20 protein-coding genes and 2 tRNA genes are annotated in these 26,988 nt (G+C 57.4%); 18 read left to right on the forward strand and 4 right to left on the reverse strand.

Annotated elements, in window-relative coordinates:
- The first annotated feature begins 36 nt into the window (after nucleotides 1-36).
- The 4 genes from rsmG to ABHU32_RS06535 all read left to right on the forward strand — a co-directional run bounded on the left by rsmG (nucleotide 37) and on the right by ABHU32_RS06535 (nucleotide 2,851).
- On the forward strand, nucleotides 37-774 hold the full coding sequence (gene rsmG, locus ABHU32_RS06520; RefSeq protein WP_346979428.1) for a 16S rRNA (guanine(527)-N(7))-methyltransferase RsmG: 738 nt from the start codon (nucleotides 37-39) through the stop codon (nucleotides 772-774).
- A 134-nt stretch (nucleotides 775-908) separates the two neighbouring features.
- On the forward strand, nucleotides 909-1,709 hold the full coding sequence (locus ABHU32_RS06525) for a ParA family protein (protein WP_118238235.1): 801 nt from the start codon (nucleotides 909-911) through the stop codon (nucleotides 1,707-1,709).
- Nucleotides 1,702-2,607 (forward strand): ParB/RepB/Spo0J family partition protein, encoded by a 906-nt coding sequence (locus tag ABHU32_RS06530; protein ID WP_346979429.1) that lies wholly within the window; start codon nucleotides 1,702-1,704, stop codon nucleotides 2,605-2,607. Before ABHU32_RS06525 ends, ABHU32_RS06530 begins: the two co-directional genes overlap by 8 nt.
- Nucleotides 2,597-2,851, forward strand: coding sequence for a hypothetical protein (locus ABHU32_RS06535; RefSeq protein WP_346979430.1), 255 nt, complete (start codon nucleotides 2,597-2,599; stop codon nucleotides 2,849-2,851). Before ABHU32_RS06530 ends, ABHU32_RS06535 begins: the two co-directional genes overlap by 11 nt.
- Before the next feature lie 197 nt (nucleotides 2,852-3,048).
- On the opposite strand, the gene rlmN is transcribed toward ABHU32_RS06535, so the two are convergent.
- The gene (gene rlmN / locus ABHU32_RS06540; protein WP_055251319.1) at nucleotides 3,049-4,101 is read right to left on the reverse strand and encodes a dual-specificity RNA methyltransferase RlmN; all 1,053 of its coding nucleotides are present in this window, start codon (nucleotides 4,099-4,101) and stop codon (nucleotides 3,049-3,051) included.
- 85 nt (nucleotides 4,102-4,186) lie between these two features.
- Between rlmN and ABHU32_RS06545 the strand changes: the two genes are divergently transcribed.
- Both ABHU32_RS06545 and ABHU32_RS06550 read left to right on the forward strand, forming a co-directional pair.
- On the forward strand, nucleotides 4,187-5,152 hold the full coding sequence (locus ABHU32_RS06545; RefSeq protein ID WP_346979431.1) for a D-alanine--D-alanine ligase family protein: 966 nt from the start codon (nucleotides 4,187-4,189) through the stop codon (nucleotides 5,150-5,152).
- Nucleotides 5,146-8,040: a helicase C-terminal domain-containing protein gene (locus ABHU32_RS06550; RefSeq protein WP_346979432.1), complete on the forward strand. Its 2,895-nt coding sequence runs from the start codon at nucleotides 5,146-5,148 to the stop codon at nucleotides 8,038-8,040. Before ABHU32_RS06545 ends, ABHU32_RS06550 begins: the two co-directional genes overlap by 7 nt.
- Here the strand turns inward: ABHU32_RS06550 and ABHU32_RS06555 are convergent.
- Both ABHU32_RS06555 and ABHU32_RS06560 read right to left on the reverse strand, forming a co-directional pair.
- Nucleotides 8,037-8,954, reverse strand: coding sequence for a helix-turn-helix transcriptional regulator (locus ABHU32_RS06555; RefSeq protein ID WP_346979433.1), 918 nt, complete (start codon nucleotides 8,952-8,954; stop codon nucleotides 8,037-8,039). The genes ABHU32_RS06550 and ABHU32_RS06555 overlap by 4 nt on opposite strands.
- Nucleotides 8,941-9,963 (reverse strand): helix-turn-helix transcriptional regulator, encoded by a 1,023-nt coding sequence (locus tag ABHU32_RS06560; RefSeq protein ID WP_346979434.1) that lies wholly within the window; start codon nucleotides 9,961-9,963, stop codon nucleotides 8,941-8,943. Before ABHU32_RS06560 ends, ABHU32_RS06555 begins: the two co-directional genes overlap by 14 nt.
- Nucleotides 9,964-10,161: 198 nt before the next feature.
- Between ABHU32_RS06560 and ABHU32_RS06565 the strand changes: the two genes are divergently transcribed.
- Both ABHU32_RS06565 and ABHU32_RS06570 read left to right on the forward strand, forming a co-directional pair.
- Nucleotides 10,162-13,332, forward strand: coding sequence for a hypothetical protein (locus ABHU32_RS06565; protein WP_346979435.1), 3,171 nt, complete (start codon nucleotides 10,162-10,164; stop codon nucleotides 13,330-13,332).
- A 21-nt stretch (nucleotides 13,333-13,353) separates the two neighbouring features.
- Nucleotides 13,354-13,572 carry a hypothetical protein gene (locus ABHU32_RS06570; RefSeq protein WP_022094153.1) on the forward strand — a complete coding sequence of 73 codons (219 nt, stop codon included), beginning with the start codon at nucleotides 13,354-13,356 and terminating at the stop codon, nucleotides 13,570-13,572.
- Between the two features lie 66 nt (nucleotides 13,573-13,638).
- On the opposite strand, the gene ABHU32_RS06575 is transcribed toward ABHU32_RS06570, so the two are convergent.
- A complete protein-coding gene (locus ABHU32_RS06575; protein ID WP_346979436.1) occupies nucleotides 13,639-17,070 on the reverse strand; it encodes a SpaA isopeptide-forming pilin-related protein in 3,432 nt (1,143 codons plus the stop codon).
- Nucleotides 17,071-17,367: 297 nt separating this feature from the next.
- Between ABHU32_RS06575 and ABHU32_RS06580 the strand changes: the two genes are divergently transcribed.
- From ABHU32_RS06580 to ABHU32_RS06625, 10 genes are all read left to right on the forward strand, one after another.
- Nucleotides 17,368-17,442 (forward strand) — tRNA-Gly (locus tag ABHU32_RS06580).
- Between the two features lie 425 nt (nucleotides 17,443-17,867).
- The gene (gene purB / locus ABHU32_RS06585) at nucleotides 17,868-19,214 is read left to right on the forward strand and encodes an adenylosuccinate lyase (protein ID WP_035136489.1); all 1,347 of its coding nucleotides are present in this window, start codon (nucleotides 17,868-17,870) and stop codon (nucleotides 19,212-19,214) included.
- 128 nt (nucleotides 19,215-19,342) lie between these two features.
- Nucleotides 19,343-19,606, forward strand: a complete 264-nt coding sequence (locus tag ABHU32_RS06590) for a TIGR03905 family TSCPD domain-containing protein (RefSeq protein ID WP_006236206.1) — start codon at nucleotides 19,343-19,345, stop codon at nucleotides 19,604-19,606.
- A complete protein-coding gene (locus tag ABHU32_RS06595) occupies nucleotides 19,606-20,817 on the forward strand; it encodes a hypothetical protein (protein WP_346979437.1) in 1,212 nt (403 codons plus the stop codon). The genes ABHU32_RS06590 and ABHU32_RS06595 overlap by 1 nt, the downstream gene beginning before the upstream one ends.
- Nucleotides 20,818-20,970: 153 nt before the next feature.
- Nucleotides 20,971-21,693, forward strand: coding sequence for a response regulator transcription factor (locus tag ABHU32_RS06600; protein ID WP_006236208.1), 723 nt, complete (start codon nucleotides 20,971-20,973; stop codon nucleotides 21,691-21,693).
- 11 nt (nucleotides 21,694-21,704) lie between these two features.
- On the forward strand, nucleotides 21,705-23,270 hold the full coding sequence (locus ABHU32_RS06605) for a sensor histidine kinase (RefSeq protein WP_346979438.1): 1,566 nt from the start codon (nucleotides 21,705-21,707) through the stop codon (nucleotides 23,268-23,270).
- A gap of 118 nt (nucleotides 23,271-23,388) precedes the next feature.
- Entirely contained in the window at nucleotides 23,389-24,267 is an 879-nt protein-coding gene (locus ABHU32_RS06610; protein ID WP_346979442.1) for a phosphoribosylaminoimidazolesuccinocarboxamide synthase, read from the forward strand.
- On the forward strand, nucleotides 24,268-24,843 hold the full coding sequence (locus ABHU32_RS06615; RefSeq protein ID WP_346979439.1) for an ABC-2 transporter permease: 576 nt from the start codon (nucleotides 24,268-24,270) through the stop codon (nucleotides 24,841-24,843).
- 89 nt (nucleotides 24,844-24,932) lie between these two features.
- Nucleotides 24,933-26,213 carry an aminopeptidase gene (locus ABHU32_RS06620; RefSeq protein WP_346979440.1) on the forward strand — a complete coding sequence of 427 codons (1,281 nt, stop codon included), beginning with the start codon at nucleotides 24,933-24,935 and terminating at the stop codon, nucleotides 26,211-26,213.
- 28 nt (nucleotides 26,214-26,241) lie between these two features.
- Nucleotides 26,242-26,317 (forward strand) — tRNA-Lys (locus tag ABHU32_RS06625).
- Nucleotides 26,318-26,988 lie beyond the last annotated feature (671 nt).

Here is a 26,988-nt window from a genome sequence, read left to right on the forward strand (position 1 = left end):
CTCGATACACTGATTTTTGTCAGAAAGGAGCTTCTGTTGTTTGTACTTACTGATCAGCAGACTGACGAGATGCTCAGCCGTCTAACTTCCTATTGCAAAGAGTATTCCTTGAGCGTAACTGATGCTGAGCTGAGGAAATGTATCCAGCATTTGGATTTGGTTCTGGAAACAAATAAGACAACCAATCTCACTCGTATTCTTAACGTTGAAGATGCTGCGGTACTTCATATCCTCGACTCACTTGTTTTGCTTCCTTATGTCAATAAGGCTCCTGATGGAGCTTTGCTCGATATGGGAACAGGCGCAGGCTTCCCTGGTGTTCCATTAACGATAACCACGCATCGTAAAGCTACTTATATTGACTCTGTTGGCAAAAAGGTTGATGCTGTCAATTCTTTTGTTCATGCTCTCGGATTGAAATATGGTCATGCAGTCCATGATCGCCTTGAAGAATATGCTCGAAGCCATAAGAAGCAGTTCTCTGTCGTAACCGCCCGCGCACTGGCCCCTCTACCGATTCTTGTTGAGTATGCAGCTCCGTACCTCAAGGACGGAGGGCTATTTGTTATCACGAAGGGCAATCCATCGGATGAGGAGCTTACTTCTGGCATGTCAGCAGCTAAGATCTGTGGCTTCACTTTGCTTCTGAATGACGCAATTGATTTGCCTGAGGGCTTAGGCCACAGGGAGTTTATTGTTCTTAAGAAGAGTTATCCAGCATCCGTCTCATTGCCTCGTGCAAATGGCATGGCAAAGAAGAATCCGCTTGCCTAGATGTTTCACGTGAAACATAATGGATACTAACAACTTGCCGTGTTTCACGTGAAACATGGCGGTTGATATCGAATCGGAATGTTTCACGTGAAACATCCTCCGTTTGACAGCTTTAATACACATCAGGAGGGACCGTGGGATTTCGCGACGTTAAGCGTTCGAAGAGCGCAAAAGACACGCGTATTATTGCAATTATCAATCAAAAAGGCGGCGTTGGTAAGTCAACGACAGCTGTAAACCTTGCAGCAGCACTGGGCGAACAGGGACGCAAGACACTGATTGTCGATTTTGATCCGCAGGGAAACAGCACCAGTGGATTTGGAATTGAAAAAGAAGACCTTGATCAATGTATCTATGATGCATTGCTGAATGATGTGCCGGCAGAATCACTTGTTCTTGATACAAATTGCAAAAAGGTATTCGTTATTCCGGCGACAATTCAGCTTGCAGGTGCCGAAATTGAGCTCGTAAGCGCAATTGCTCGTGAAACCCGCCTCAAAGATCTGCTTGAGCCAATTCAGGATGAGTTCGATTTTATATTCATTGACTGTCCTCCTTCGCTCGGTCTGCTTACCATCAATGCTTTGACCGCAGCAGATAGCGTTTTGATTCCGATCCAGTGCGAGTATTACGCACTCGAGGGCGTTACGAAGCTGCTTGAGTCAATGAAGATGGTCAAATCACGTCTGAACAAGGGCTTAGACACCTATGGTGTGCTTATGACCATGTATGACTCGCGTACTTCACTATCGAATCAGGTTGTTGAGGAAGTGCAGTCGTACTTTGGTGATAAGGCTTTTAAGACCCTAATTCCCCGTACTGTAAAAATATCTGAGGCTCCGTCTTTTGGAGAGCCGGTAATTACCTATGCACCTCAAAATAAGGGTGCAAAAGCGTATATGAACCTGGCAAAAGAGGTGATCAAGCGTGCCTAGTGCAAAGAAACGTGGCGGATTGGGACGTGGACTCAATGCTTTGGTCTCAGAGGCCGAGTATGAGACCGGTGGTTCGGCTGCATCGGCTTCAAATGCTGCATCTGAAACAAAACTGCCTATTGAGGATATTGTTCCCAACCCTAATCAGCCGCGAATTCACTTTAACGAAACTGAACTTCGCGAGTTAAGTGAGTCAATACAAGAACATGGCGTTTTGCAGCCGCTGTTGGTTCGCAAGCATGGAAATGGCTATGAGATTATTGCGGGTGAGCGTCGTTACCAGGCGTCAAAGCTTGCTGGTCTTGAGGAACTGCCAGTCATCATTAAAGAAGTTAATGATGAGGAAATGCTCGCTCTTGCTCTTATCGAGAATCTTCAGCGTTCTGATTTGAATCCCGTCGAAGAGGCGAAGGGTTATCGTCAGCTCATTGATGCCAGCGGCATGACGCAAGAGGCGTTATCAAAGGCTGTCAGTAAGTCTCGTTCCGCAATTACAAATTCACTTCGTTTGCTTGATCTTCCGGAAGTCGTACAGCAGATGATTTTCGAGGGCAAGCTTACTGCAGGCCATGCAAGAGCGATTCTTGCAGTTCCATATGAAGATGCGAGGATTCGACTTGCTGAGAAGGTTGTTGCAGAAGGCCTTTCCGTCAGAGCGACAGAAAATCTTGCTCCGTTATTTTCTGCCGGAGAAACACCTAAGACGCCGAGGCCAGCAACACCTCAGTCATTCAAAAAGGCCGCTCGAGTCCTTCGTCAAGTATTTAACACGAATGTGCGCGTGAAGAGCTCGCGTGGCAAGAACAAGATTGAAATCGAGTTCAAAGACGAAGAGGAGCTCTCCCGTATCCTTGGTGAAATGATTCAATTCGGGCAGGAGGATCAGGATGAAGAATAAGGTTCTCGCGGCCATTGCGTTGGCAACCACTGTCGCTGCTGGTGCTTTTGCAGGCTATAAGCTTGCGACAGATGATGAACTGCGCGGTCGACTTCTGCGTGGAGCTCAGGATATCGTCGATACATCTAAGAAGAAAATGGATGTGATGACCGAAGATGTCGCTATGCGCACTGCTCAGGTGACTAAGAATCCCAAGATTAACCAAGACTGGGTTAACCATCAGTGGGAAAATGTTGGTTATTAGGTACCTAACAATTACTTGCCTGTTTTGAAGGGGTCCTAGTCTGATTCATAAGACAAGGACCCCTTATTTTGGCTATAAAACTAAGATTTCGTAAATCGATCCAATAGTATAAAAGAAAATGAAACAGCCCTGGTTGCATTATTTGCAACCAGGGCTGTCGGATGTTTCACATGAAACGTTATGGGGCACAGACTCCCCTATGCGTTCTTCTGGACCTTGAAACGTTGCTTCAGCTGACCGCAGGCAGCATCAATATCATTGCCGCGCGAATTACGGATCGTGGTCTCGATGCCACGAGACTCAAGGCGGCGCTGAAGATCTTCAACCTTATGAATCGGAGACGGCTTGAGCGGGCTGCCCTCAATGTCGTTAAGCTGAATCAGGTTAACGTGGCACAGCGTTCCCTCACAGAAGTCGCAGAGCGCCTGCATCTCGGGGTTTGTGTCATTGACGCCCTCGATCATGGCGTACTCATAAGTTGGGCGGCGGCCCGTCTTTTCGGTGTAGAGCTGCAGCGCCTCATGAAGGCGCAGAAGCGTGTACTTCTTGACGCCAGGCATAAGCTTGTTGCGCGTGGACTGGATAGCGGAGTGCAGCGACACAGCGAGCGTAAACTGCTCGGGAATGTCGGCAAACTTGCGAATACCGGGAATAACACCGCTGGTAGAGACAGTAAGGTGACGGGCTCCAATACCGATACCGTCAGGATCGTTAAGGATGCGCAGAGCCTTGAGAACCTCGTCGTAGTTAGCAAAGGGCTCGCCCTGGCCCATGAAAACGACGCTTGTAGCACGCTCGCCAAAATCATTCGAGACGTGCAACACCTGGTCGACGATCTCCTGGGCTGTCAGCGAGCGCTTGAGGCCGTTAAGGCCAGTGGCGCAAAATGCACAACCCATGCCACAGCCTGCCTGGGTGGAAACGCAGACGGAAAGCTTGTTACGACGGGGCATACCGACAGTCTCAACGGAAATGCCGTCGTGGTACTCGAGCAGATACTTGCGAGAGCCATCTTTGGAAACCTGCTTGGTGAGTTCAGTCGGCGTATCGAAGGCAAAGGCCTCTTTAAGCTGCTCTCGGAAGGCCTTGGGAAGGTTAGTCATATCATCAAACGAACAAACGTTCTTCTCAAAAACCCATTCGATGAGTTGCTTGGCGCGGAAAGCGGGCTGGCCGAGTTCTGCCACGAGCTCGCGAATATCGTTTTGGCTCAAGTCGCGAATGTCCTGAGATTTAGTCCTGGGATTCATGGAAGCCTTTCGATTTTGGGGAAACGTAGAGGGTATCGCTACAATATGGTATCAGCTGCAGAAATTATAGAGGAGGAGTCTGCCCATGCCGGGTAAAAGCCTAGAGAACATGCACGTAGCGGTCTTGGCGGGCGGTCATTCCGCCGAGCGCGAGATCTCGCTCAATTCGGGAAAGAACGTCGTGGTGGCCTTGAAGGAGGCCGGCTACACTTCGGTGGAGCTGCTCGACACGGCTGCCGATGATTTTATGGTAACCATGGCGACCGGCGGCTTTGACGTGGCGTTTATCGCCATGCACGGTGCCGGCGGCGAGGATGGTGCCATGCAGGGCGCCATGGAGACCCTGGGTGTCCCCTACACGGCCTCGGGCGTGCTTGCCAGCGCCTGCGGTGCCGACAAGGAGGTCTCTAAGCTCTTGTACGCCAAGGCGGGCATCCCCATTGCCCCCGGCCTCGCGCTCGAGGTGGGCGATGAAGTCGATATCGATCATATCGTCGAGGTTTGTGGCGAGCGCTGCTTTGTGAAGCCGGCCGTCAACGGTTCCAGCTATGGCATTTCCCTGGTCCATGAGCCCTCCGAGCTGCCCGCGGCAATCGCCAAGGCGTTTGAGTACGGCGACAAAGTGCTGGTCGAGAAGTGCATCGAGGGTACCGAGATCACCGTCGGCGTGTACGGCGAGGACGACGTGCGCGCTCTGCCGATTGTCGAGATTCGTAAGCCCAAGGACTGCGAGTTCTACGATCTGGACGTGAAGTATGTCGACCCTACGGACATCCATCGCATTCCGGCGCAGATTTCACCCGAGAATTACATTCGCGCTCAGGAGCTTGCCTGCGCTGCTCACAAGGCCCTCGGTTGCCTGGGTATCTCGCGCAGCGACTTTATTGTGAGTGAGGACGGCCCCGTCATCCTCGAGACCAATACCATTCCCGGCATGACCGATACGTCGCTGTATCCGGATGAGATTCGCCACACCGACGACATGACGTTCCCGCAGGTCTGTGACAGCCTGATCCGTATGGGCCTTCGTCGAGCGGGCATTGCATGCTAATCGAGGACGCGGTTTCGTCAGGAACTCCGCAGTTTGTCATCGACTCCTATGCCACGCTTGCCGAACGCGCCAAAACGCAGTCCTTCGGCCTTATCGAGGAAGATGTAATTGTCCTCGATACCGAGACCACAGGTCTTTCGGTGCAGGACAACGAGCTGATCGAGATCTCGGCGGCCCGTCTTTCGGGCCGCGAGATCGTCGACCGCTTCGATACCTTCGTGCATCCCAAGCAGCTGATTCCCGCCGAGATTACCGAGCTCACGAGCATTACAAATGCCGATGTGGCAGATGCCCCGTCGGCCGTTGAGGCCGTCGCCGCTCTCGCCGATTTTGTCGGTGGTTGCCCGGTAATCGCACATAACGCCACGTTCGACCGCTCGTTTATCGAGTCGGTCAAAGGCGGCGTCAACGTGAGCGATATTTGGATCGATTCGCTGGCGCTGTCGCGCATCGCGCTTCCGCGCCTGGCCTCGCACAAGCTGTCTTTTATGGCCGATCTGTTTGGCTGTGACTCGGTATCACACCGTGCCAATGCCGACGTCGACGCCCTGTGTGGCGTATGGCGCGTGTTGCTCGTGGCACTCACCGACTTGCCCCAGGGCCTCATGGCGCGCCTAGCCGACATGCATCCGGACGTGCCTTGGTCCTATCGTCCAATCTTCTCATTCTTGGCGGGGCAGAACCCTGGTTCTATCTTCTCTCTCAGCGCCGCTCGTGCTGACGTTCTCAAGGCCGATCGCGCCGACGATCGGGTGGACGCCGACGAACTGCCGGTACTCAAGATGCCGAGTCGTGAGGAGATTGAGGCAGACTATGCGCCAGGTGGCCTGGTCAATCGCATGTATCCCACCTACGAGCCGCGTGATGAGCAGATCGCGATGGCGCTCGAGGTCCGCGATGCGCTGGTCACGGGCACTCATCGTGTAATTGAGGCGGGCACGGGCGTCGGCAAATCGATGGCCTATCTGGTGCCTTTTGCCGAGGCAGCACGCCGTAACAACATCACGGTTGGTATTGCGACCAAATCGAACAATCTTGCCGACCAGCTCATGTACCATGAGCTGCCAAAACTTGCCGAGCAACTGGACGGTGGCCTGTCATTTTGCGCTCTCAAGGGCTATGACCACTATCCGTGCCTGCGCAAGCTTGAGCGCATGAGCCGCGGCCAGGTCGAGATTACCACCAAGTGCGATCCGGCGGACACGCTCACGGCGGTCGCGGTCATTATGGCGTACGTCTGCCAATCAGCCGATGGCGACCTCGACTCGCTCGGCATTCGGTGGCGCAGCGTCAACCGCCCCGACTTTACGACGGCCTCGCGCGAGTGTGCTCGTCGCCTCTGCCCGTTTTTCCCTGAAAAATGCTTGGTCCACGGCGCTCGCCGTCGTGCGGCGCATGCCGACGTGGTGGTTACCAACCATTCCCTGCTGTTCCGCAATGTTGCGGCCGAGGGCAGGATTTTGCCTCCGATTCGTCATTGGGTAATCGACGAGGCCCATTCCATCGAGCGCGAGGCGCGCCGTCAGTGGGCGCGCGTGGTGTCGGCGGACGAATCACGCGTTCTGTTTGAGCGCCTGGGTGGCTCGAGCACCGGCGCGCTAAGCCAGGTTTCCCGTGATTTGGCAACCTCCGAGGGCTCTACGCTCTATCTGGGCCTTACTGCCAAGGCGACGTCGACGGTTGCGCGCGCGAGCATGGCAATCGCCGACGTGTTCGATGGCGTTCGCGAGCTCGGCCGCCGTGCCCGTGGGGGTTATGACAATGCCAATCTATGGATTGGCCCCGAGTTGCGCGAATCTGACGACTGGAATGATTTCTTACAGTCGGCCTACGCTGCCATCGACGCATTGGAACAAGCTGACAAGAGCGTCGACGCGCTGGTGCAAGCCGTCGCCGCCGACAAGCCCGAGGTTGTTGTCGACCTGGGTGATATCTCGCGCCGCCTGCACGAGCTGGCCGAGAACCTCAAACTCATCATCGACGGCACCGATGAACACTACGTGTATTCGCTGCAGGTCAATCGCAGGTTGCGTGCCGGCGGAGAGTCAATGACCGCAGAGCGCATCGACATTGGCGAGGCCTTGGCAACCGAGTGGCTGCCCGAGGTTCACACGGCTATCTTTGCCTCGGCGACCATGACGGTGTCCAAAAGCTTTGAACACTTTAACCACGCGGTCGGCCTCGATCGCATCGGTGCTTCGACATCCTCATCGCTGCACTTGGACTCGAGCTACGACTTTGATTCGAACATGGCTGTAGTCGTTGCGGGCGATATACCCGATCCGCGCGATCGTGAAAGCTATCTTACGGCGCTCGAGCGCGTGCTGGTCGACGCCCATCTTGCCATGGGCGGATCGGTGCTCACACTGTTTACCAATCGGCGCGACATGGAAGACCTGTACGCCCGCGTTGAGCCCAAGCTGGCCCGTGCGGGTCTGGAGCTCAACTGCCAGCAGCGCAACTCATCTCCTCGTCGCCTGCGCGACCGGTTTATCAACGAGCCGACCTCGTCGCTTTTTGCTCTTAAGGCCTTTTGGGAGGGATTCGACGCCAGCGGCGAGACGCTGCGCTGCGTCATCATTCCCAAACTGCCGTTCTCGAGCCCTACGGACCCGCTCTCGTGCGAGCGCAACCTGCGCGAAGACCGCGCTTGGGCGCGCTATTCGCTGCCCGAGGCGGTGCTCGAGGTCAAGCAGGCGGCCGGCCGCCTTATCCGCTCGTCGACCGATTGCGGCGTGCTGATTCTGGCCGACCCGCGCCTGGTGACGAAGGGCTACGGAAAGAAGTTCTTAACGTCGCTGCCCACGAGCTCCTACCAGCGCATCGAATCGGCGCAGATCGGGCACTATCTGCAACTGTGGCGCGCACGCCACGAGCGGCGGCGCTAAAGCGGACAGACGAGGGTTTTTGCCATATCGCACAGACGCTTTGACAGGGCGGGGTCATCCAAGATGTGGATGGCTCCGCCCGCTGCAATTATCTGGCTCAGTAGCCAACGCTCGGAGCCGTAATGCACAGTTACCGTTGCCATGTCTGCTCCGCTGCGCTCGATTAGGGTGATGCCGGCCCAGTCCAGATGCTCCGCCATATCGAATGGCATCAAGAGCTTTGCACTACGCTGCGTCCGGGCAAGGGAATCGTGGAGGGATGCGACGTCCGGTGCGTGAGGCACGACGGAGTCTTCCGTCAAGGCGAGTCCCTCGATTTTATCCATGCGATAGGTGCGCTGCTCATTGACCGCGATGTCCCAGGCAATCAGGTATGTTTGGTCGCCGTTTGCCGTAATGCGCAAGGGGTCGACCAGACGCTCGCGTGGCCGTGCATCGTCCATCGAGCGATACGAGATGCGGCAGCGAACGCCGTCCTGAATGGCGCAGCTCAGCTGCTGCCAGTGCGACCCGTGGTTGACGGTGTCAAGGACGCGCTGGTTATAGCCGAGCTCTTCGGGTAGAAGGGCATGTCGAATCCGAGCTGCCGTCTGCGGCTCGATCCCCAACGATTCAAGTTCATGGTTGAGCACAGCGCCCTCGGCGGCACTCAGGCGCAGCGGTAGCACACGCCCGGCGTCACCGGTGAGGACCACACGCTCGCCGCGGCATTCGCAGATGATACGCGCGCCCGATTCTCGGTCCGCGAGCGTCGAGACGATCTCGAGAATCTCGTCGAGCGACACCCCCGTGATGCCAAAGCGACTGCAAATCTCGGTTCGTGTCATGCCGCTCTCGCCGGCGGCGTAGAGGGCCTCCATGATGTCGATGGCGCGCGAGAGTCTCTGCTCGCTGGTGAGTTTACGCACGGGCATACTCGTGCACCGTCCTTTCGATGAGGTGGTTCCACGCCTGCTTGAGCGATTTGGGGGCCATGGGCCTCATGCCGTCCATGGCGTGGGCCATGCAAAATGAGGCGGCGGCTTCAAGGTCGCGCACGTCAACGGTCCAGGTCCATCCTGCATCGGTGTGTGCGAGCTCACCTCGCCCACGCGTGAGGCCGTTGATCATATCGATCTGCGTCTGAGGGGCGAACGAGAACGTAGCTGCAACGGGCGGTCGGTCGGCAAAATCGAATTCAAAGAACAGATAGTCGTTGAGATTGAAGTCCGCAGGGATGGCGTAGGCCTTCGAAGGACGCCAAGCGCGAACGATACGGTCACAGCGGAATGTCCTGATGTCGTCGGTGGCATTGTCGAGGCCGCAGAAATACGCCACGCCCTCGCGCTCGAACATGCCGTAGACGCGGACGGTACGCTCTTTCTGCTCGCCGCGTCCGTTCTGATATAAAAATCGCAGCGCACAACGCTCGGCAAAGGCGCTCCAAACCGCATCGACGGTGGGAGAGCGGCTGATCGGCGCCTCGTCTACCGTCGTCCTGCCGGTGAGATAGGCAATCTTGGAGCGAATATCGGCAAGCGGTGCGGCAAAAGTGGATGAGCCGGCCGCTAGTGTCTGGTCGATGGCGTTGAGCAGGATATCGGCGTCGTCTGCGGTAATGAGGCCGCCTGCCGCAAACGTGTGCTCGCGGTCGATTGTCCACGAGCTTTCCTCGGTCTCCTGCGCGCCGGTGGGGCGAACCTCCTTGATTAAGATGCCGCGTTCGAGCAGCTTGTCACGATCGCGTCGAAACTTGCGCTTATCCGAGTCGATATTGCGCGAGCCATATCCCAGGTCAGAATCCAAGACGATCTGCTCGGTCGTCAGCGGTTCGGGGGAGCTATTGAGCACAAAGAAAAGATTGAGGATGCGCTGAGCCGTTTTATCGAAACTGGGCTCCGAATTTCCCTTTTTAATTGTCTCGGTCGTGTCGCTTGCCGTCATAGAGTCCTCGCATGAGAAGGTGGTTTGCTGCCATGATTTTAGTCCGATATGGAGATTAGGCTATATCCTTGTCCGCTCGGGGCGTTAAGATGGCCCGAATTCGGTCGTTTGCGCTCGCTCGGGGTATACTTTCGACTATATACGGTTCTAATGTGCATGCATTGGGCCTATTTGTCGGATTATGGATGTGGAGCGCACATGGCGAACACCCAGAACTATATTAACCACCTGCTGCAGAACACCGGCATTACGCCGGCATGCAGCGAAGAAGAGCGCTTGGCTGCCGAGGATATCGCTCAGATCTTCCGCAACCACGGCTTTGACCCCGAGGTTCAGGAGTTCAATGCCCCGGCGCCCAGTAGGTTGGCATTTGCCGTTACCGGTATTCTTGCGTTTGCCGGCGCCCTGCTGATGGGCATCGGCGGCGGTATCGGCTTGGTCGGCACCTTGCTGGCCATTGTCGGTGCCGTGCTCTACGTGCTCGAGCGCACAGGGCATCCCGTGGTTTCGCGCCTGGGCAAGACGGGCGTGAGCCAAAATGTCATCGCCTACCACAAGGCCTCGGGCCCGCTCGCGTCTCCGCGCAACCGCCCGGTGGTCGTTGTCGCACACTACGACTCTCCCCGTGCTGAGCTGCTCGCCCGCGAGCCCTATGCTTCGTATCGTGCGCTCATCGCCAAGCTGTTGCCCGTTGCCACGGTTGCCCCCGCTGCCGTTGCCATCCTGCGCATCCTGCCGCTCCCCGGCGCGCTTAAGGTTCTGCTGTGGATTGTCGCGATCCTCGCTTCCCTCGTTGCGCTTGCCAACGCGGCAAACATCATCTCTAACCGCCACATTCTTCCCTATACGTCCGGCGCGGTGTGCAACAAGTCTTCTGTCGCCGCTATGCTCGGCGTTATGGATAACGTTGCTCCCTTCCAGGGCGAAAACGAGTTTCCCGACGATGTTCCGTTCGATACCTATTTTGGGGAGCAAAAGCGTCGTGCCGAGGAAATGGCGCGTGCAGCGGCGGAGTATGCCGCGGCCCAGCAGCAAAACGACTACGGCAACACCATCGAGTACGAAGAGCCTACCTACGCCGAGGACGAGTTCGGTCAGCCGATTGCTCCCGACACTCAGACCGAGCCCGAACAGGGTGAGGCTTTCGACGAGCAGATCGAGGGCTTTGAGGGTGCGTCTGCCGACGAGACGCTGATTGGCGCCATCGTGCCCGAGGATCAGAATCAGGCTGTCCAGGCTGAAGAGTTCAATGACGAGGTTTCCGCTGCCGAGTCGGCGGAGGAGCCTGCCGCGGCCGAGCCCAAGCTCTATCGCAACGCCGCCGGCAACATCCGCTTTGGTTCGGATGCCATCCGTGCGCTCGGAATGCTTCCCGAGTCCTGCACGCTCGATTACGAGGAGGGCGAGGAGCCGACGTTTGAGCCCGAGCCTGCCCCCGTTGTCACCGTGGATGATGAGTCTGCCGCGGTTACCGCTGCCGTTGCCGAGTCCGAGGCGGTGTCCGCGATCGATCCTGCGGCAGGACTGGACATTTTGGCTCCCGCCGCGCCGGCGCAAGACGTTGCGGACGAGTCTGACGACGATTACGTTGAACAGCCGAGGCGCGTGTCTTACGAGAGCGATACTGATTTCTCGGCCGAGATTCCCGCGGCAACGCCCCATGCCGATATTGCATCCGCGTTCTCGTCGATTGGCGCCAGCGCTTCCAACTTCTTTAAGGGTGCACTTGCAAAGGGCAAGAAATTTGTCGACGATTTCGAGGAGAAGCGCGCTGCCGCACGCGAGGCTGCCGAGCAGGAGGCTATCGCTCAGCGGCAGGCAGCCGAGGCGGCACGTGAGCTCGCGGCGCAAGAGTTCGAGCAGAACGAGGCTATGCAGTCCGTGCCCGTCGACGCCGCCGAAGCTACAACGTCTTTCGAGGCCCAGCAACCGACGTCCGCGGATGTTGTTGAGGCGACGACGTCTTTCGAGGCTCAGCAGCACGTCGATAGCACCATGTCGTTTGATGCCGCGAAGTTCGATTCCACGATAACGTTTGAAAAGCAAGGCACCGCGATTGCCGAGCCCCTTCCTGTTTCCGATGAGCAGGGCGACGCGGTGGACGATGACGAGCCTATTGATGCTGCCGAAATCCAAGATGCCACCGAGGACGAGCCCGTCGAGGCCAACTCTGACGAAGAGCAATACGTGGCAGCCGATCAAGGTGATTCGACCGAGGCCGAGCAGGAGGAAGTGCCTGCGGTTTCCGAGACTCCCGAGACAGATGAGTCGAGGCCTTATTCCACGCAGATTTTCACCATGCCGACCCCGAGTGGTTCCGGTGCCACGGTTGCCAATGTCGCTCCCACCCAGGACGAAACGGTCGATTCCCTTATGGCCCAGATTTCCTCCCAGGCATCGCCGCGTCCGCAGATGAATGTTCCCGATCCGGCGTCGGCACCGTCGCCTGCACCTTCCTCGTCTCCGCTGGCTTCGGTCCCCGATCCGTCGCTGCCGTCTATGAAGCAGGCAAACGTTGCGTCTCGCACGTCGCTGTTCGACCTTCCCGATCCCTCTGCCCAGGTCAACGACCCCTTTGCTACCGCCCAAGGTCCCGAACCCACATCGGCACCCGTTGCGCCTCCTGTGCCCGTTGCGTCGGGCGCGCAGCCGATCGAGACCATTTCGGCTCCCGCCCCGGCGGCACCCAAGTCTCGTAAGCGCGGCCTGGGTGGCCTGTTCGGTCGTAAAAAGAAAAACGAGCAGGACAGCATGAGTGACTGGCTGGGCGTCGAAGACGATTACGATGCCAAGAAGTCCGGTCGCGGTATCGGTTCGTGGGATAACTTCGAGGACGATAACGATGGCTGGAAGGGTGGCGCTACGTCTTCCGATGGCGCTTCTTCCGAAGATATGCTCTCGGCTGTCGCCTCTATGGGCGATGATGAGCTGCTCGGTCACGATATCTGGTTTGTGGCAACGGGCGCCTCGGATTGTGATGGCGCCGGCATGAAGGCCTTCTTGGCTTCGCATCGCGATAAGCTCCGCGGCGTATTCTTTATCAATCTTGAATCCGTCGGCGCCGGTAGGCTTTCGGTTGTGACGGTCGAGGGCGAACAGCAGCTGCTCAAGGGCGATCGCCGCATCATGAACCTGGTCAGCAAGGTCTGCAAGTCGTTCCATGTCGATTGTGGCGCGCTCGAGATGCCCTATGCCAAGACCGATGCCTACGCCGCGCTCGAGGCGAGCCGCCGAGCCCTCACCATCGCCGGTGTGGACGGCACACGTCTGGCTTGCGCTCGTACCGAGGACGACCTGCCCCACAATGTCAACCCGACGAACATTGCCACGGTATCCGAGGTCGTTACCGAGGTTATCCGCCGTTCGTAGGCGGAGCTCTAAGGAGTCAACGTGTTTTCGTATATTAAGCGCCATTGGCCTGTCTACGTGATTTTGACCTTGATTGCCATTGCGTTAGGATTTGGGGCCGCCTACATCGTGGGTGCGAAGGGCTCGACCCCCGCCTCCGCAATCAGCGAAGAGGTGGAGCAAGAACAGAGTACGGGTGCCGATGGGATTCCTGAGTCCGAGCAGGCAATCGTTGATGGTGGATCTTCGTCTGCAGAGTAGATACGGCGATTTACATGATTGAAAGCGGGTGAGCCAGGGGACTGGCTCGCCCGCTTTTTCATCGCGCTAGCGCTTCTTTGGGATCGACCTAAGGCGAGCGAACCATAGGGCTGCGGCACCCGAGGTCAGGAGCGCGGTGATGCAAGCGGCGATGGGAACTGATCCTGTTGCCGGTAGGTCCTGCGGTAGGGTACAGCGTTGAATGACGCTGTCCTCGTCATGTGACTCAAGTTTATCGCCGCCACCGTTGCGGCAAAGATCGACGCGCGCGCTGTTGGTGAGTGCGGTTTGGGGCGTATAAGCCGACGTTGCCTGCATATGTACGACTGCGCCCCGAGCGTCTGTGCCAAGGATTGCTTTGGCATCGTCAAGGTCGTCGTGTTCATCTTTGAGATCATCGCGGGTCCAAGAATCCGCATCGCTTCGAGTCGTAAAGTCGGCGGCTACCGCACCGTATTCAATTCGAATGCCCGTTACGACGGTATTGGATGCAAGGTCGAGCTCTTCCGCCTCGAGTGTGGTGGATTCCGTGGTCGAGACATCCGCCTTCCAGAGGCGCCAGCCGTCGTAATCGACGAGGCGACAGTCCTCACCAAGGCTCTCTTTTACTTCGTCGGACTCAAGCCAAGGATTTTCGTGCCCATCGTCAAGTGTCGCGTTTGCCGGCTCATCGACGTCTGTCGAGTCCAACGGCGTCGTGCGATACCATACGTTGCACAGACCGTTGAGGTCGCCGATGGCGACGGGGGTTTCGATTGAGATGAATCTCGCTGTGCCGTCTTTGGCGCACTCAAGATCATCGGTAATCGTAAACTCATCAACCCAAGTAGCGGAATCGTTTCGAGCATCGATGGTATAGGAGAAAAGCCCATCACTATTGGTTTGCGTCGTGGCGCGGTTTTTACCATCGCCGTTAGCCAACAGGCCCTTTTCGATAGGTTGGACAAGTTCCTGACGCTTGTCGACCTGCCCCTTGATCTCGATGGGCGCATCCTTCATCGCGACGGTTTGGACTTCTCCCGTATCCTTTATTTCAAACGTTATCTCCTCGGCAAGGTCATAGGTCCGCGGAGACATCATTTCGCGCAACGAGTAGGTGCCGGGTGCAAGATGTTCGACGCGATGCGGCTTGTCGGATGAGGTCCAGGAGTCTATTTCGGTTTTATCGGGACCATATAAGGTGAGCTGTGCGCCTTCCACTTCTTGCTCACCGCTTGCATCGACCTTGGAGATATCAACCTTGGTGTAATCGTCGGATACGTTAAGCCGTGCTTCTACAACGGGTGTTTTCTGGTCGGCATAAGTAAGGGCAACAATATGGGTTGTCTGATCGAGCAAGAAGCCTGCCGGCGCTTGAGTCTCGACAACCTCGTAGCGTGCGGTGCCAGATCCCAGTGGGAGGTTGTCCGCGCGTGCTTCTCCAGTTTCATCCGTCGTGACGGTCGTGACAGTCTCACCGTCGAGCGCGGCAATGCTACCGTCGGGGCGCACGATATCACCCGAGGCGCGGATCTCAAAGACGGCGCCCGCGAGGCTGCTGCCGTCTATGGCATCGGTTTTAACGATCCTGATGTTTCCGGTCGCGGCGTGGTCATAATACGAGGCGACTGCAACGGGCGTTAGGTTCATGTCGGCGGGTATGTTTACCTCGATCTCTTCGCCGACAAGATAGGGCTCTTTGGCCGAGGTTTCGCGTACATAATAGGTGCCCGGCACGAGCGATTCGGGCAGTGTGACGGTCCCGGTCGCGTCAGTCGTAAAGGTGTCCATTACGTTATGTGCTGGATACCAGCAAGTTTGTGAGACAGGTTCGTGATTGCTGTCTAGGAGTTGGAAGGTGAATCCGGCTAGTGGAACAGAAGCGCCTGTTTGGGCATCGCGTTTTACAATCTGGAGATGCGTCGACAGTGCGTGGTTGTCCACGATATATTGAAGCTCGGCGCCGTTGGAAATCTGATTGGCCCCGACGGTCCATTCCCCTGCACGTTTAAAACCCTCGGGGACGGTTTCCGGAACCTCGCGAATCGTGTAGCCGGCACGGTCGTATGGGACAGCTCCGTGGACACCGGCGGGTCGCTTGCCTGTGCCGAACCATGCTTCGGGCTGATCTTTGGTGGAGGCAAAGCCATAGATGTTTGTGGTCAGTGTGCCAACAACCTGCTGAGAACTGTTGCTGACAACCTCAAAGACAACACCACCCGCCGGTTGCTCCAGGCCGGATTGGTCGCTATTGCCGTAATCCTTGAATTTGGAAATCTCAAGGTCAAACGCAATGGAGATATCGGAAATGCGAGATTCGATCTCGACCACGCCTGAATCGCCGAGCTGGTCGGCTCCAACGGTATAGGTCCAGCTGTCGTTGGATGGCAGGTAGCCCTCGGGGGCTTTTGATTCGTAGATGGTAAAGGTTCCTAAGGGGACATCGGCGAGGGTGGCCTGACCGCTTTCGTCGGTCGTGAGGATTTGCGCCCATCCAGGGGTTGATTGCGACACACACGTGAACTCTGCTCCTGCGAGTGAAGAGCCTACCTGGGGGCCGGCATTCGTCGCGGTATCGAGTTTTACGATACGCAGGTTGATGGTGCCGGGCTGTTCATCAATGGCGACCTGTCCACCATCATTCCCCGTGGTAAAGGCGATGCGATCGTGGCGGGGGACATAGCCGGCCGGCGCCTTCGTTTCAACTAGGTAGTATGCTGTGTTGGGCAGAAGTGTTGCTTGCGCCCGACCGTTGCTGTCCATCTGGATGGTGCCAACACGTGCGTCGCTGGCGCTCTCAAAAACATCGAATGTTGCCCCGGCAAACTGATAAGTATTGTTTCCGCTGGTAATGGCAGCGTTTGCAGACTGCTTTTGGAAGGAAACAGAGACCGCCGGCAGTACATAGAGCATGTCCTGACGTTTGCTGCCGCCCGATACGGCTCCTAGATAGCGCCGCGCGCGGTGCGGAGCGGCTTTGATGCTTCCTGATTTTGCGCTGTCGTGGAGCCACCGCGCAGCCGCCACGACTTCATTGTCGGCGGTAAAGTGTCCGCTCTTGGTTTTACCCTGAGCGGTCGTGTAGGAGTAGGTGCCGTCGACATGGGTAGTGCCGTTGAGCATCCATACGGCAAGCTGGGTGGCGGCGCGGGCGCGATCGGGTGAAAGATGGTAACCGCCAAACGACGTGGTGGTGGGATATCCGTGACAAACGATTGCCGCGAACTCGTCGTCGAGCCACACCCAGCCTTGATCAAAGTTGAGCCATGGGCCGCCCGGTTTGGTGGGGCCGGGGCGCTCCTGGTTCATGCAGTAGGCAATTGAGGCGTCTTGAGCTTCATACTTGCCGATAAAGAAGGGCCCACAATCATCGCTAATAGTGCGGAAGCCGAGCTGATCGTAGCCATCGACGGCAAATGCGGCTCCCGGTGTCAGGCAGCCGAAAAGCAGGAAGAGGAGCAGGAGCAGCGGACCTGTTGCGATTGCGCTGTGGACAGAGTGCGTGGGTGCGTTGGACATGGCTGCTCCTTATCCCTCGTGCGCCGCATGGGGAGGTTGCGACGCGTAGGATGAGGCTACCCCCGAGGTTCATGCGGGTAAGTACCGGAGCCTGACCAAAAGCTTGCCCGATTTCTGACAAATCGAGCTCAAATACAACAATCAGATAAAAGTGCAGGTAGAAGATGGTAAGAAAAGAAAGACAAAGGTCCTCATCTCCACAATTGACGCGATTTTCAAACGAATCTCCACAGCTAAAACAAGCATCACCACCCTTGTATCGAACAAGATAACCGCGTTATACTAGCCAACACACAAGCGGGCATCGCCAAGTGGTAAGGCATCAGCTTCCCAAGCTGACACTCGCGGGTTCGAGTCCCGTTGCCCGCTCCAGTAAAAAGCACAAGCACGGCAGCGTTACGTTGCCGTGCTTTTTACTACCAAGCGCCGGGACTCGAACCCGCCAGGGTGCGAGCGTTAAGCAAACGCGAAGCGTTTGTAGCGAGCAGGCGAAGGCGCCGACAGGCGCCTGAAGCCGGTGCGTATTTGCGAAGCAAATACGCGGATGTCCCGTTGCCCGCTCCATCGAGTACGGGGGACCTCGGGAACGTCGGGTCCAACCCGCTGTGCCCGTGCGTGTGCGCGGACCGGGTCTGCCGACCGCAGCCGGTGCGTATTTGCGAAGCAAATGCGCGGACGTCCCCATGCTCGCTCCAATTCCAAAATGTTAGGTTAATGCCTGCTGCCCATACTTGCACCTGCGCACGGTACAATGGTTGGGTTACGACCAACGTGCCAATAACCAAAAAGGAGCCGCTATGATCGATCGCTATACCCGCCCGGAGATGGGACACATCTTCTCCCTCGAGAACAAGTACGCCATTTGGCAGGAAATCGAGGTTCTGGCCTGCGAGGCCCAGGCGGAGCTCGGCAAGATCGGTATTTCCAAAGACGAGGCCCAGTGGATCCGCGACCATGCCAACTTTGAGAAGGCGAAGGTCGATGAGATCGAGGAAGTCACGCGCCACGACGTCATTGCCTTCCTGACCAACATGAAGGAATACATCGATGCCGATGTTCCCGAGGGCGACCCCAAGCCCAGCCGCTGGGTTCACTATGGCATGACCAGCTCGGATCTGGGCGACACGGCCCTGTGCTACCAGCTCACCCAGGCCTGCGACCTGATCATCGAGGACGTCAAGAAGCTCGGCGAGATTTGCAAGCGTCGCGCCTTCGAGGAGCGCAACACGCTCTGCGCCGGCCGCACTCATGGCATCCATGCCGAGCCGATGACCTTTGGCATGAAGTTTGGCTCTTGGGCCTGGGAGCTCAAGCGCGATCTGGACCGTCTTGAGGATGCCCGCAAGAACGTTGCCTTTGGTGCCATCTCGGGCGCTGTCGGCACGTACAGCTCCATCGAGCCGTTTGTCGAGGAATATGTCTGCGAGCACCTGGGCCTGGTTCACGACCCGCTGTCCACGCAGGTTATTAGCCGCGATCATCACGCCTACCTCGCCGGCGTTCTCGCCACCGCCGCGGCCACCTGTGAGCGCATCGCTACCGAGGTTCGCAATCTGCAGAAGACCGATACACTCGAGGCCGAGGAACCGTTCCGTAAGGGTCAAAAGGGCAGCTCCGCCATGCCGCACAAGCGCAACCCCATCACCATGGAGAAGGTCTGCGGCCTGTCGCGCGTCGTGAAGGCCAACGCGCAGGTTGCCTTCGACAACGTCGCCCTGTGGCACGAGCGTGACATTTCGCACTCCTCTGCCGAGCGCGTCGCCCAGGCCGACAGCTTCATCGCCCTCGACCACATGTTCCAGTGCCTCATCCGCGTTATCGACGGCCTGCAGCTGTATCCCGCTCGCATGATGGCCAACCTCAACAAGACACGCGGCCTCATCTTCTCCTCCAAGGTCCTGCTCGCCCTCGTCGACACGGGCATCACCCGCGAGGACGCGTACGCCATTGTGCAGGAGAACGCCATGGCAACCTGGCACGAGGTACAGGATTGTGTCTCCGGCCCTACCTTTAAGGAGCGTCTCGAGGCCGATCCGCGCTGCACCGTCAGCCAGGAGAAACTCGACGAGATCTTTGATCCGTGGGACTTCCTCACCCGTATCGACACGGTCTTCGATCGCCTGGAGCAGCTGAGCTTCGAGTAGGTTCGGGCATAACGTTAGCTTTTTAGGGCGCTTTGCTGGTAATGTGTGTTGCCGGCAAAGCGCCTCGTTGCATTTAGGGAAAGACGGGGATAATAGTCGTCTCGAATAACATTCTGAGAGGGGATCGCATGATTTCGTTTGATTACAAGCCTCAGGGCGTGTGTGCTCGCAATATTCACCTTGATCTTTCCGATGACGGCAACAAGGTGATGGGCGTTGAGTTTACCGGCGGCTGCGACGGCAATCTCAAGGCTATCTCCAAGCTGGTCGAGGGCGCTCCTGCCGATCGCGTAATCGAGGTTCTCGCCGGTAATACCTGCGGTATGAAAAAGACCTCCTGCGCCGACCAGCTTACACGCGCTATCGAGGCCGCTCGCACCGAGATCGCCTAATGGGTATCGCCGATCACATCAAGAACGGAATATCGCGTCGCGGCTTTGTACTCGGTGGGGCTGCCGCGGGCGCTGCCACGGTGCTTGCCGGATGCTCGAAAAAAACGGGCACCAGCGATGATGCCGCCGGCGAGCCGCAGGTTATCAAGGATGATTCCAAAATCATCTCGATTACGGATGAGTACGAGGCAGTCGACATCGATCTTGAGCCGGCGGCGTCATGGACGCTGCCTCTGGGTACGCTGCTGTACTACTGCGACGGCGATTACGCCGCGGCGATGATGGCGCCCGCATCGGCACTGCACGCCAACACACTCGGTGTGCTCAACCTGGGCGATGGCTCGCTTACCACATTAATCGAGGATCCTATCGAGGGCACGGGATATGCATTCTACGATGTCCGTGCCGGTGACGGCGTATTCGCGTGGGTTGAGATGAACTTTGCCAATTCATCGTGGAAGCTCTACGCTCAAAATCTGTCGGGCGCTTCGCTCTCTGGCGACGTGGTTGAGCTCGATCGAGGTGGCAAGGACTATGATCCGCCCCTGTTTACGGCGTTCGGGTCATCGGTCATCTGGTATAAAATGCCTTCGGCAGGCGGCAATAAAACGAGTAGCGATTCGTTTTGCTATCGTCGCTCGCTTGATGAATCCAAGGCCGGGGTAATTTGGAAATCGACGGGCCGCTTTGCATCGGCCCCGCGCGCGTGCGACGGCATTTTGACCATCTCGCCGCGTGTCCGCAACGACGAAGGCGTCTACTACGGCATAACGGCAATCGATCTGACCGACGGCAACAACACCAAACGTGCCCAGCTAGTTCTTCCCTCGTCAGTCTCGCCTTTCGAGGCCGTATACATGGGCGATACCTTCGTGTTTTCTATCGAGGCGACCTATAGTGGCGTGGGCAGCCTGGGCAACATGGGCACGTATATCGGTAATGAGGGAGGGCCGTATCTCTTCCTGTCCCGCGAGCCGCTCGCATGTGCGGCTGGCAAGAAGAATAAATACCTTGTTAAGGTACAGGCGTCGCATTTCCTGATCGACACCTCTGCCAAGACCTATGGCTCGCTGCTGTCGCCCGACCGCGCTTTAGAGTATGGCGATTATCCAGCTACGGCGGGAAAGTCGGACTCATTTCTTACGTACGCCACGGTACGCAACAGCCAGGGTATACCCGAGACGGTCACTGCACGCCTATTCTCTCTTTAAGCTTAGAGGGGTTAAAAAGGCGCCAACAGGGGAATAAACGCGTTGTAATTGTGAGTACCGCCCGCCGAGCTGCCGCGTCATAGCGGCATCCGGCGGGCTCAGGTGCGTTAAAATGGGCTTGTTCTTAGCTAATTGAGACAGGGGGGCCGTGTTATGGCTTCAGATGCAAAAAAGATTCTGCTGGTCGAGGATGAGAAGGCAATCCGTGACGCCGTCGCTGCCTATCTCGAGCGCGAAGGCTACTGGGTTGTGGGCGTCGGCGACGGCCAGTCCGCGATCGAGGAGTTCGAGAAGCATCAGTTCGACCTGGTCGTGCTCGACCTTATGCTCCCCAAGATCCCCGGCGAGCGCGTTTGCCGCACCATTCGCGATACTTCGGATGTTCCCATCATCATGCTGACTGCCAAGGGTGAGATCGAGGACCGTATTATCGGTCTTGAGCTCGGCGCCGACGACTATCTGATTAAGCCGTTCTCGCCGCGCGAGCTCGTCGCCCGCGTTCGCGCTCTGTTCCGCCGTGCCCATCAGGCCGACGAGCCCGCCGTCGAGGTACTCGACTTCGGCGATCTGGTCATCGATATCTCGGGCCACAAGATCTTGGTCGAGGGCAAGGAAGTCGACCTGACGGCTTCCGAGTTCAAGCTGCTCACCACGCTTGCCCGCCATCCCGGCCGTGTGTATAACCGCATGGAGCTGGTCGAGAAAGTGCTCGGGTATGACTTTGAGGGCTATGAGCGCACCATCGATAGCCACGTGAAGAATCTTCGCGCCAAGCTGGGCGATGATCCCAAGAAGCCCAAGTGGCTCTACACCGTCCATGGTGTCGGCTATCGCTTCGAGGCTCCGGCCAAGACCGATAAGTCGGACGAGAAATAGGGAAATCACATATGACACCTGCGCGCTTTGAAATCGGACAAAAGCACAAGCAGGAGAGCGAGGCGGGTTCCAAGGCTAGTTGGAACACGCCTCGTTCCGATTCACGGCCAACGATGAGCTATCCCTCGCGCATGGCACTTGCTTTTGCTCTGACATCGCTCATGACGGTATTGGTGCTGGTGGGCGTTGTCTCTGTTGTGTGGGGCACGGTCTTTTCGGATTACACACGCTCCAATATCGTCGAAATCGCAAATTCCGCTGCCGAGAAGTTGGCAACCTCATATGAGGAAAACGGCTCTTGGACCGCGGGAGAACTGCGCACGGTCGCAACGTCGAGTTTGGTTTCCGACGATCTGGGCATGCAGGTCGTCAATAAAAAGGGCGTGATCGTTTATGACGATTCCTGGCCCTCGGCAAGCGCCACCGCCGATGTACGCGAAAACCAGGCTACGACCGACGACACGAGCGGCAAGAGGGCATCGCATAGCCCGGTTTCGTCTGCTCCAACCGACTCCGATAGCGTTGCTGACGTCGAGATTGTAACGTCTTCCGGCGAGCATGTCGGTCAGGTAAAGCTGTGGGCCATCGGCTCCGACGCTCTGCTCACCAAGGCGGACTCTGCGTTTAGGGAGAAGACCTTTAACGCCATGGCCCTCGCCGCGGTTGTTGCAATCTGCATTTCGGTCGTTATCGGATCGCTCGTGTCGCGCATGCTCACCAAGCCGATTCATCGCATCACCAGTACCGCAAAGCAAATCCGTGACGGCGACCTGTCGGCTCGCACGGGACTGCGCGGTGATGACGAGATCGATCAGCTGGGTGAGACCTTCGATGAGATGGCCACTTCGCTCGAGAAGGATATGAAACACGAGAAGCGCCTGACCTCAGACGTTGCACACGAGCTTCGCACGCCGCTTATGGCCATGCTCGCAACGGTCGAGGCCATGCAGGATGGCGTGTATCCCACCGACGATGAGCATTTGGAGACCGTTGCTTCCGAGACGCGTCGCTTGGCTCGTCTGGTGCAGCAGATGCTCGACCTGTCGCGCATGGAAAACAGCGCGGCTCCGCTCAACCTTGAGCCGGTGGACATGGTTCCTTTCGTGCGTTCTATCGTCAATGCCCAGGAGCGCCTGTTTGTCGACCGCGATCTGCGCCTGCGTTTTGCGGACGAGACCCAGGGTCACGACGATGTCGTCGAGGCCGATCCCGACATGATCACGCAATGTGTTATCAACCTCATGAGCAACGCCATGCGCTACACCCCCGAGGGCGGTTGGGTCGTGGTGTCGGTGCTCAGTGACCGCAAGCACGTCAGCATTGCCGTTTCTGATACCGGTATCGGTATTGCCAAGGACGATCTGTCGCGTATCTTCGGACGATTTTGGCGCGCCGATGCCAGCCGCGCCCGCGAAGCTGGCGGCCTGGGCGTCGGCCTCGCCGTGACCAAGCAGATCGTCGAGCGTCACCATGGCTACATATCCGTGGAGTCGGAGCTTGGAAAGGGTACGACTTTTACAATTCATCTGCCCCGCGAGCACACGGCGGACGCGGCATCTACTACAATGGAGCACTAGCTTTTCGCTATTCGGTGAAGGAGGGGCCGCGTCCCTGCCGCTCCGAGTTTGCGAAAACATGCGGGAAAGAACCCGCATTTCTGTCGTATTTAGGTAAGGAGTGACTCACGTGACAACGATGGAGCGTCGTCCGGATTCCCGTGGCAAGGTTCGTGATATTTACGATGCCGGTGAAAACCTGCTGATGGTCGCCACCGACCGCATTTCTGCGTTCGACTTCGTTCTTCCCGACGAGATTCCGTTTAAGGGAGAGGTGCTCAATCGCATCTCGGCATTCTGGTTCGATAAGTTTGCCGACATCGTCCCCAACCATCTCGTTTCCATCGACCCGGCGGATTTCCCCGAGGAGTTTGCTGAGTATCGTGACTACCTCGCTGGCCGCGCCATGCTGGTTAAGAAGGCCCAGACGATTCCTATCGAGTGCATCGTCCGCGGCTATCTGACCGGTTCGGGCAAGAAGACCTACGACGAGAACGGCACCGTCTGCGGCATCCAGCTGCCTGAGGGCCTGACCGAGGCCTCCAAGCTTCCCGAACCGCTGTTCACGCCGTCCACGAAGGCCGAGATCGGCGACCACGACGAGAACATTTCGTTCGAGCGTTGCTGCGAGATCGTGGGCGAGGACATCGCCACGCAGATTCGTGACCTTTCCCTCAAGATCTACAAGGCCGCTGCCGAGTACGCCGCGACCCGTGGCATCATCATTGCCGACACCAAGTTCGAGTTTGGTGTTATTGATGGCAAGGTCACGCTGATCGACGAGTGCCTCACGCCCGACTCCAGCCGTTTCTGGCCTGCTGCCAGCTACGAGGAGGGCAAGATCCAGCCTAGCTACGACAAACAATTCGTCCGCAATTGGCTCAAGGCCAACTGGGATATGACGGGGGAGACCCCGCACCTGCCCGCCGAGGTCATCGATGGCACGTCCGAGCGCTATCGCGAGGCCTTCCAGATCATCACGGGCTCCCAGTTCACAAGCATGAAGGAGAACGCATAAGTGAGTACCCGTAGCGCCACGAACAAGCGCACGCAATCCCACGAAGTTACCGGGGTTGCGCGCAAGTCTGCCGCATCTGCTAAGCCCGCCCGCCAAGCAGCGAGCTCCGTTCGCGTCGTGCCGGCTTCGTCTAAGGCACGCCGCAAAGAGCTCGAGAAGGGCGAGAACCTCGAGGGCCTCTCTAAAGAGGAGAAGCGCGCCCGCAAGGCTAAGCAGCGCGCCAAGGAGGACCGCATCTATACGGTGTCGAATATCCTCCTCAAGCAGGACGAGGACTACACCAAGCGCCGTCGCATCTGGTGGATTGTGCTCGCCATTGGCATGGTGCTCGTCGTGGCAATTTGGGCCTCGCTGTACTTCGCTCCCGCTGGCATGGTGTCCAGCCCTGTCCAGATGGTCGGCATCGTTTTGTCCTATGTCATCATCCTAGGTGACTTTATCTACGACTTCGCTCGTATTCGTCCCTTGCGCAACATGTACCGCGCGCAGGCCGAGGGCATGTCCGAGAACAAGCTCAACGCTCTTATCGAGCGCGCAGCTGCCGAGGAGGACAAGAAGGACTCCAAGAAGGAGTAGCGTTTGCATACATACTTATCGCTAAGATATAAGGCGCGTCGTTTTTGCGGCGCGCCTTTTTACTGTTCTATAGATAGATGGAGTGGCACATGATTCGAGCTGCCCTGACGGTCGAAGAGGCCCTGGAGGGTATGAAGTCCCTGGAGCCCAAGATTAAAAACTATGCGCGCCTGGTTGTCCGCAAGGGCGTAAACGTTAAGCCCGGCCAGGAAGTCGTCGTTCAGTCTCCGGTTGAGTGCGCGCCGTTTGCGCGCGTGGTGGTCGCGGAGGCCTATGCTGCCGGCGCCGGCCACGTGACGGTCATCTGGGCCGATGATGCCGTGACGAGGCTCACGTACGAGCATGTCGAGAAAAGCTATTTTGAGCAGACGCCCGAGTGGAAGCGCCTGCAGCTGGATTCCCTGGCCCAGGACGGTGCCTGCTTTATCTTTATCGAGGGTGCGGACCCCGCCGCCCTTAAGGGCATCGATCCCGCTAAGCCCGCTGCAGCTTCTAAGGCAAAGAACACGCAGTGCAAAGTTTTCCGCCGTGGACTGGATTACAACATCAATCCGTGGTGCATCGCCGGCGCTCCGGTCGTGGCTTGGGCGCGCGAGGTGTTCCCGGGAGACGCCGACGAGGTTGCAATCTATAAGCTGTGGAATGCGATTCTGCACACCGCTCGCGCCGATGGCCAGGACCCAGAGAGCGACTGGGAGCTCCATGACGCCGCATTCGAAAAGAACCTGCGTTTCCTGAACGACAATCGTTTCGACTGCCTGCATTACACCGCGGCAAATGGAACCGATCTGATGATTGGCATGACGAAGGGTCACGAGTGGGCCGGCGGCAAGGGCAAGACGCCCGATGGGCACCCCTTCTTCCCCAACATTCCCACCGAGGAAGTCTTCACTTCGCCCGATCGCATGCGCGCCGACGGTATCGTGTACTCGGCCATGCCGCTCATCCACCACGGCAATAAGGTCGACGATTTTTGGATTAAGTTCGAGGGCGGCCGCGTGGTGGACTACGACGCCCGCGTGGGCAAGGCAACGCTTGCAAGTATCATCGATACGGACGAGGGCGCTGCTCACCTGGGAGAAGTCGCGCTCATTTCCAAGAACACGCCGATCCGCGAAAGTGGTGTTCTGTTCTACGATACGCTCTATGACGAGAACGCTAGCTGCCATCTCGCGCTAGGTGTCGGTTTCCCCGAATGCATCGAGGGTGGGTACGACATGTCCAAGGAGGAGCTCCTGGAGCATGGTGTTAACGTCTCGAGCGCGCACGTCGATTTTATGATCGGCACGGACGACATCGATATTACGGGCATTACGCCTGATGGACGTGAAGTTGTGATTTTCCAGAACGGCCAATGGAGTTGGGAATAGTCCCAGACCGTGGTACAATGCCACCCGCGGGCCGTTAGCTCAGCTGGCAGAGCAGGGGACTTTTAATCCCAAGGTCCAGGGTTCGAACCCCTGACGGCCCACCATAGAATAGAAAAGCGACTGGCGGATGCCGGCCGCTTTTTTGTTACCGCGGCACGGGTTCGAACCCGAAAGGGCGCGGAGCTGAGGAAACGCATGAGCGTTTGCCAGCGCAGCGCGCAAGGCGCGAAAGCGCCGCAGCGGCCGCCTGCGAAGCAGGCTGAACCCCTGACGGCCCACCCAAAGATTGTTGAGACGGTCAACTTCGGTTGGCCGTCTTTTTTGTTGCCGGTGCACGGGTTCGAACCCGTATCTATCTATATATAAGAACGCTTGGCGAACAAAACCTGCCTTTTACCGACGGGAAACAAATAGCTGATGCTTTTGGAGTAAAGTGGCGCTCCAGAGATGACCGATGCCTTAACACCTATAAACCAGCTGGTCATCGCCAATATCAGAAGCCAATGCTTCAGTTATAACCTCAGGGACGCGACTGAGGGACATATTCATTTGTGAACAAAATATGGAGTGCCAGATTCCCGCCCCCGGGGCCCCTCCGGTCTGGCAATATATCTCCTTGCCGCGCGGCCCGGTGGAACCGGGAACCAGCGCAGGCGTGCACCTTGAGAACCGGATACTGCGAGGATGGACACACCAGATGTGTCGCATCCGGGCAGACATCGAACCATTTGAAATGGTCTAACTTGGATTTGTTTTTCGCAAGGCCGCCGAGAGG

The organism is Collinsella aerofaciens (assembly GCF_039758965.1).
In the GTDB taxonomy this organism is placed as follows: domain Bacteria; phylum Actinomycetota; class Coriobacteriia; order Coriobacteriales; family Coriobacteriaceae; genus Collinsella; species Collinsella aerofaciens_BR.

Bases quoted from the DNA above. Each gene is read 5' to 3' on its own strand.
- ABHU32_RS06535 (WP_346979430.1), top strand. From the start codon at position 2,597: ATGAAGAATAAGGTTCTCGCGGCCATTGCGTTGGCAACCACTGTCGCT.
- rlmN (WP_055251319.1), bottom strand. From the start codon at position 4,101: ATGAATCCCAGGACTAAATCTCAGGACATTCGCGACTTGAGCCAAAAC.
- ABHU32_RS06545 (WP_346979431.1), top strand. From the start codon at position 4,187: ATGCCGGGTAAAAGCCTAGAGAACATGCACGTAGCGGTCTTGGCGGGC.
- ABHU32_RS06550 (WP_346979432.1), top strand. From the start codon at position 5,146: ATGCTAATCGAGGACGCGGTTTCGTCAGGAACTCCGCAGTTTGTCATC.
- ABHU32_RS06555 (WP_346979433.1), bottom strand. From the start codon at position 8,954: ATGCCCGTGCGTAAACTCACCAGCGAGCAGAGACTCTCGCGCGCCATC.
- ABHU32_RS06560 (WP_346979434.1), bottom strand. From the start codon at position 9,963: ATGACGGCAAGCGACACGACCGAGACAATTAAAAAGGGAAATTCGGAG.
- ABHU32_RS06565 (WP_346979435.1), top strand. From the start codon at position 10,162: ATGGCGAACACCCAGAACTATATTAACCACCTGCTGCAGAACACCGGC.
- ABHU32_RS06575 (WP_346979436.1), bottom strand. From the start codon at position 17,070: ATGTCCAACGCACCCACGCACTCTGTCCACAGCGCAATCGCAACAGGT.
- purB (WP_035136489.1), top strand. From the start codon at position 17,868: ATGATCGATCGCTATACCCGCCCGGAGATGGGACACATCTTCTCCCTC.
- ABHU32_RS06590 (WP_006236206.1), top strand. From the start codon at position 19,343: ATGATTTCGTTTGATTACAAGCCTCAGGGCGTGTGTGCTCGCAATATT.
- ABHU32_RS06595 (WP_346979437.1), top strand. From the start codon at position 19,606: ATGGGTATCGCCGATCACATCAAGAACGGAATATCGCGTCGCGGCTTT.
- ABHU32_RS06600 (WP_006236208.1), top strand. From the start codon at position 20,971: ATGGCTTCAGATGCAAAAAAGATTCTGCTGGTCGAGGATGAGAAGGCA.
- ABHU32_RS06605 (WP_346979438.1), top strand. From the start codon at position 21,705: ATGACACCTGCGCGCTTTGAAATCGGACAAAAGCACAAGCAGGAGAGC.
- ABHU32_RS06610 (WP_346979442.1), top strand. From the start codon at position 23,389: ATGGAGCGTCGTCCGGATTCCCGTGGCAAGGTTCGTGATATTTACGAT.
- ABHU32_RS06620 (WP_346979440.1), top strand. From the start codon at position 24,933: ATGATTCGAGCTGCCCTGACGGTCGAAGAGGCCCTGGAGGGTATGAAG.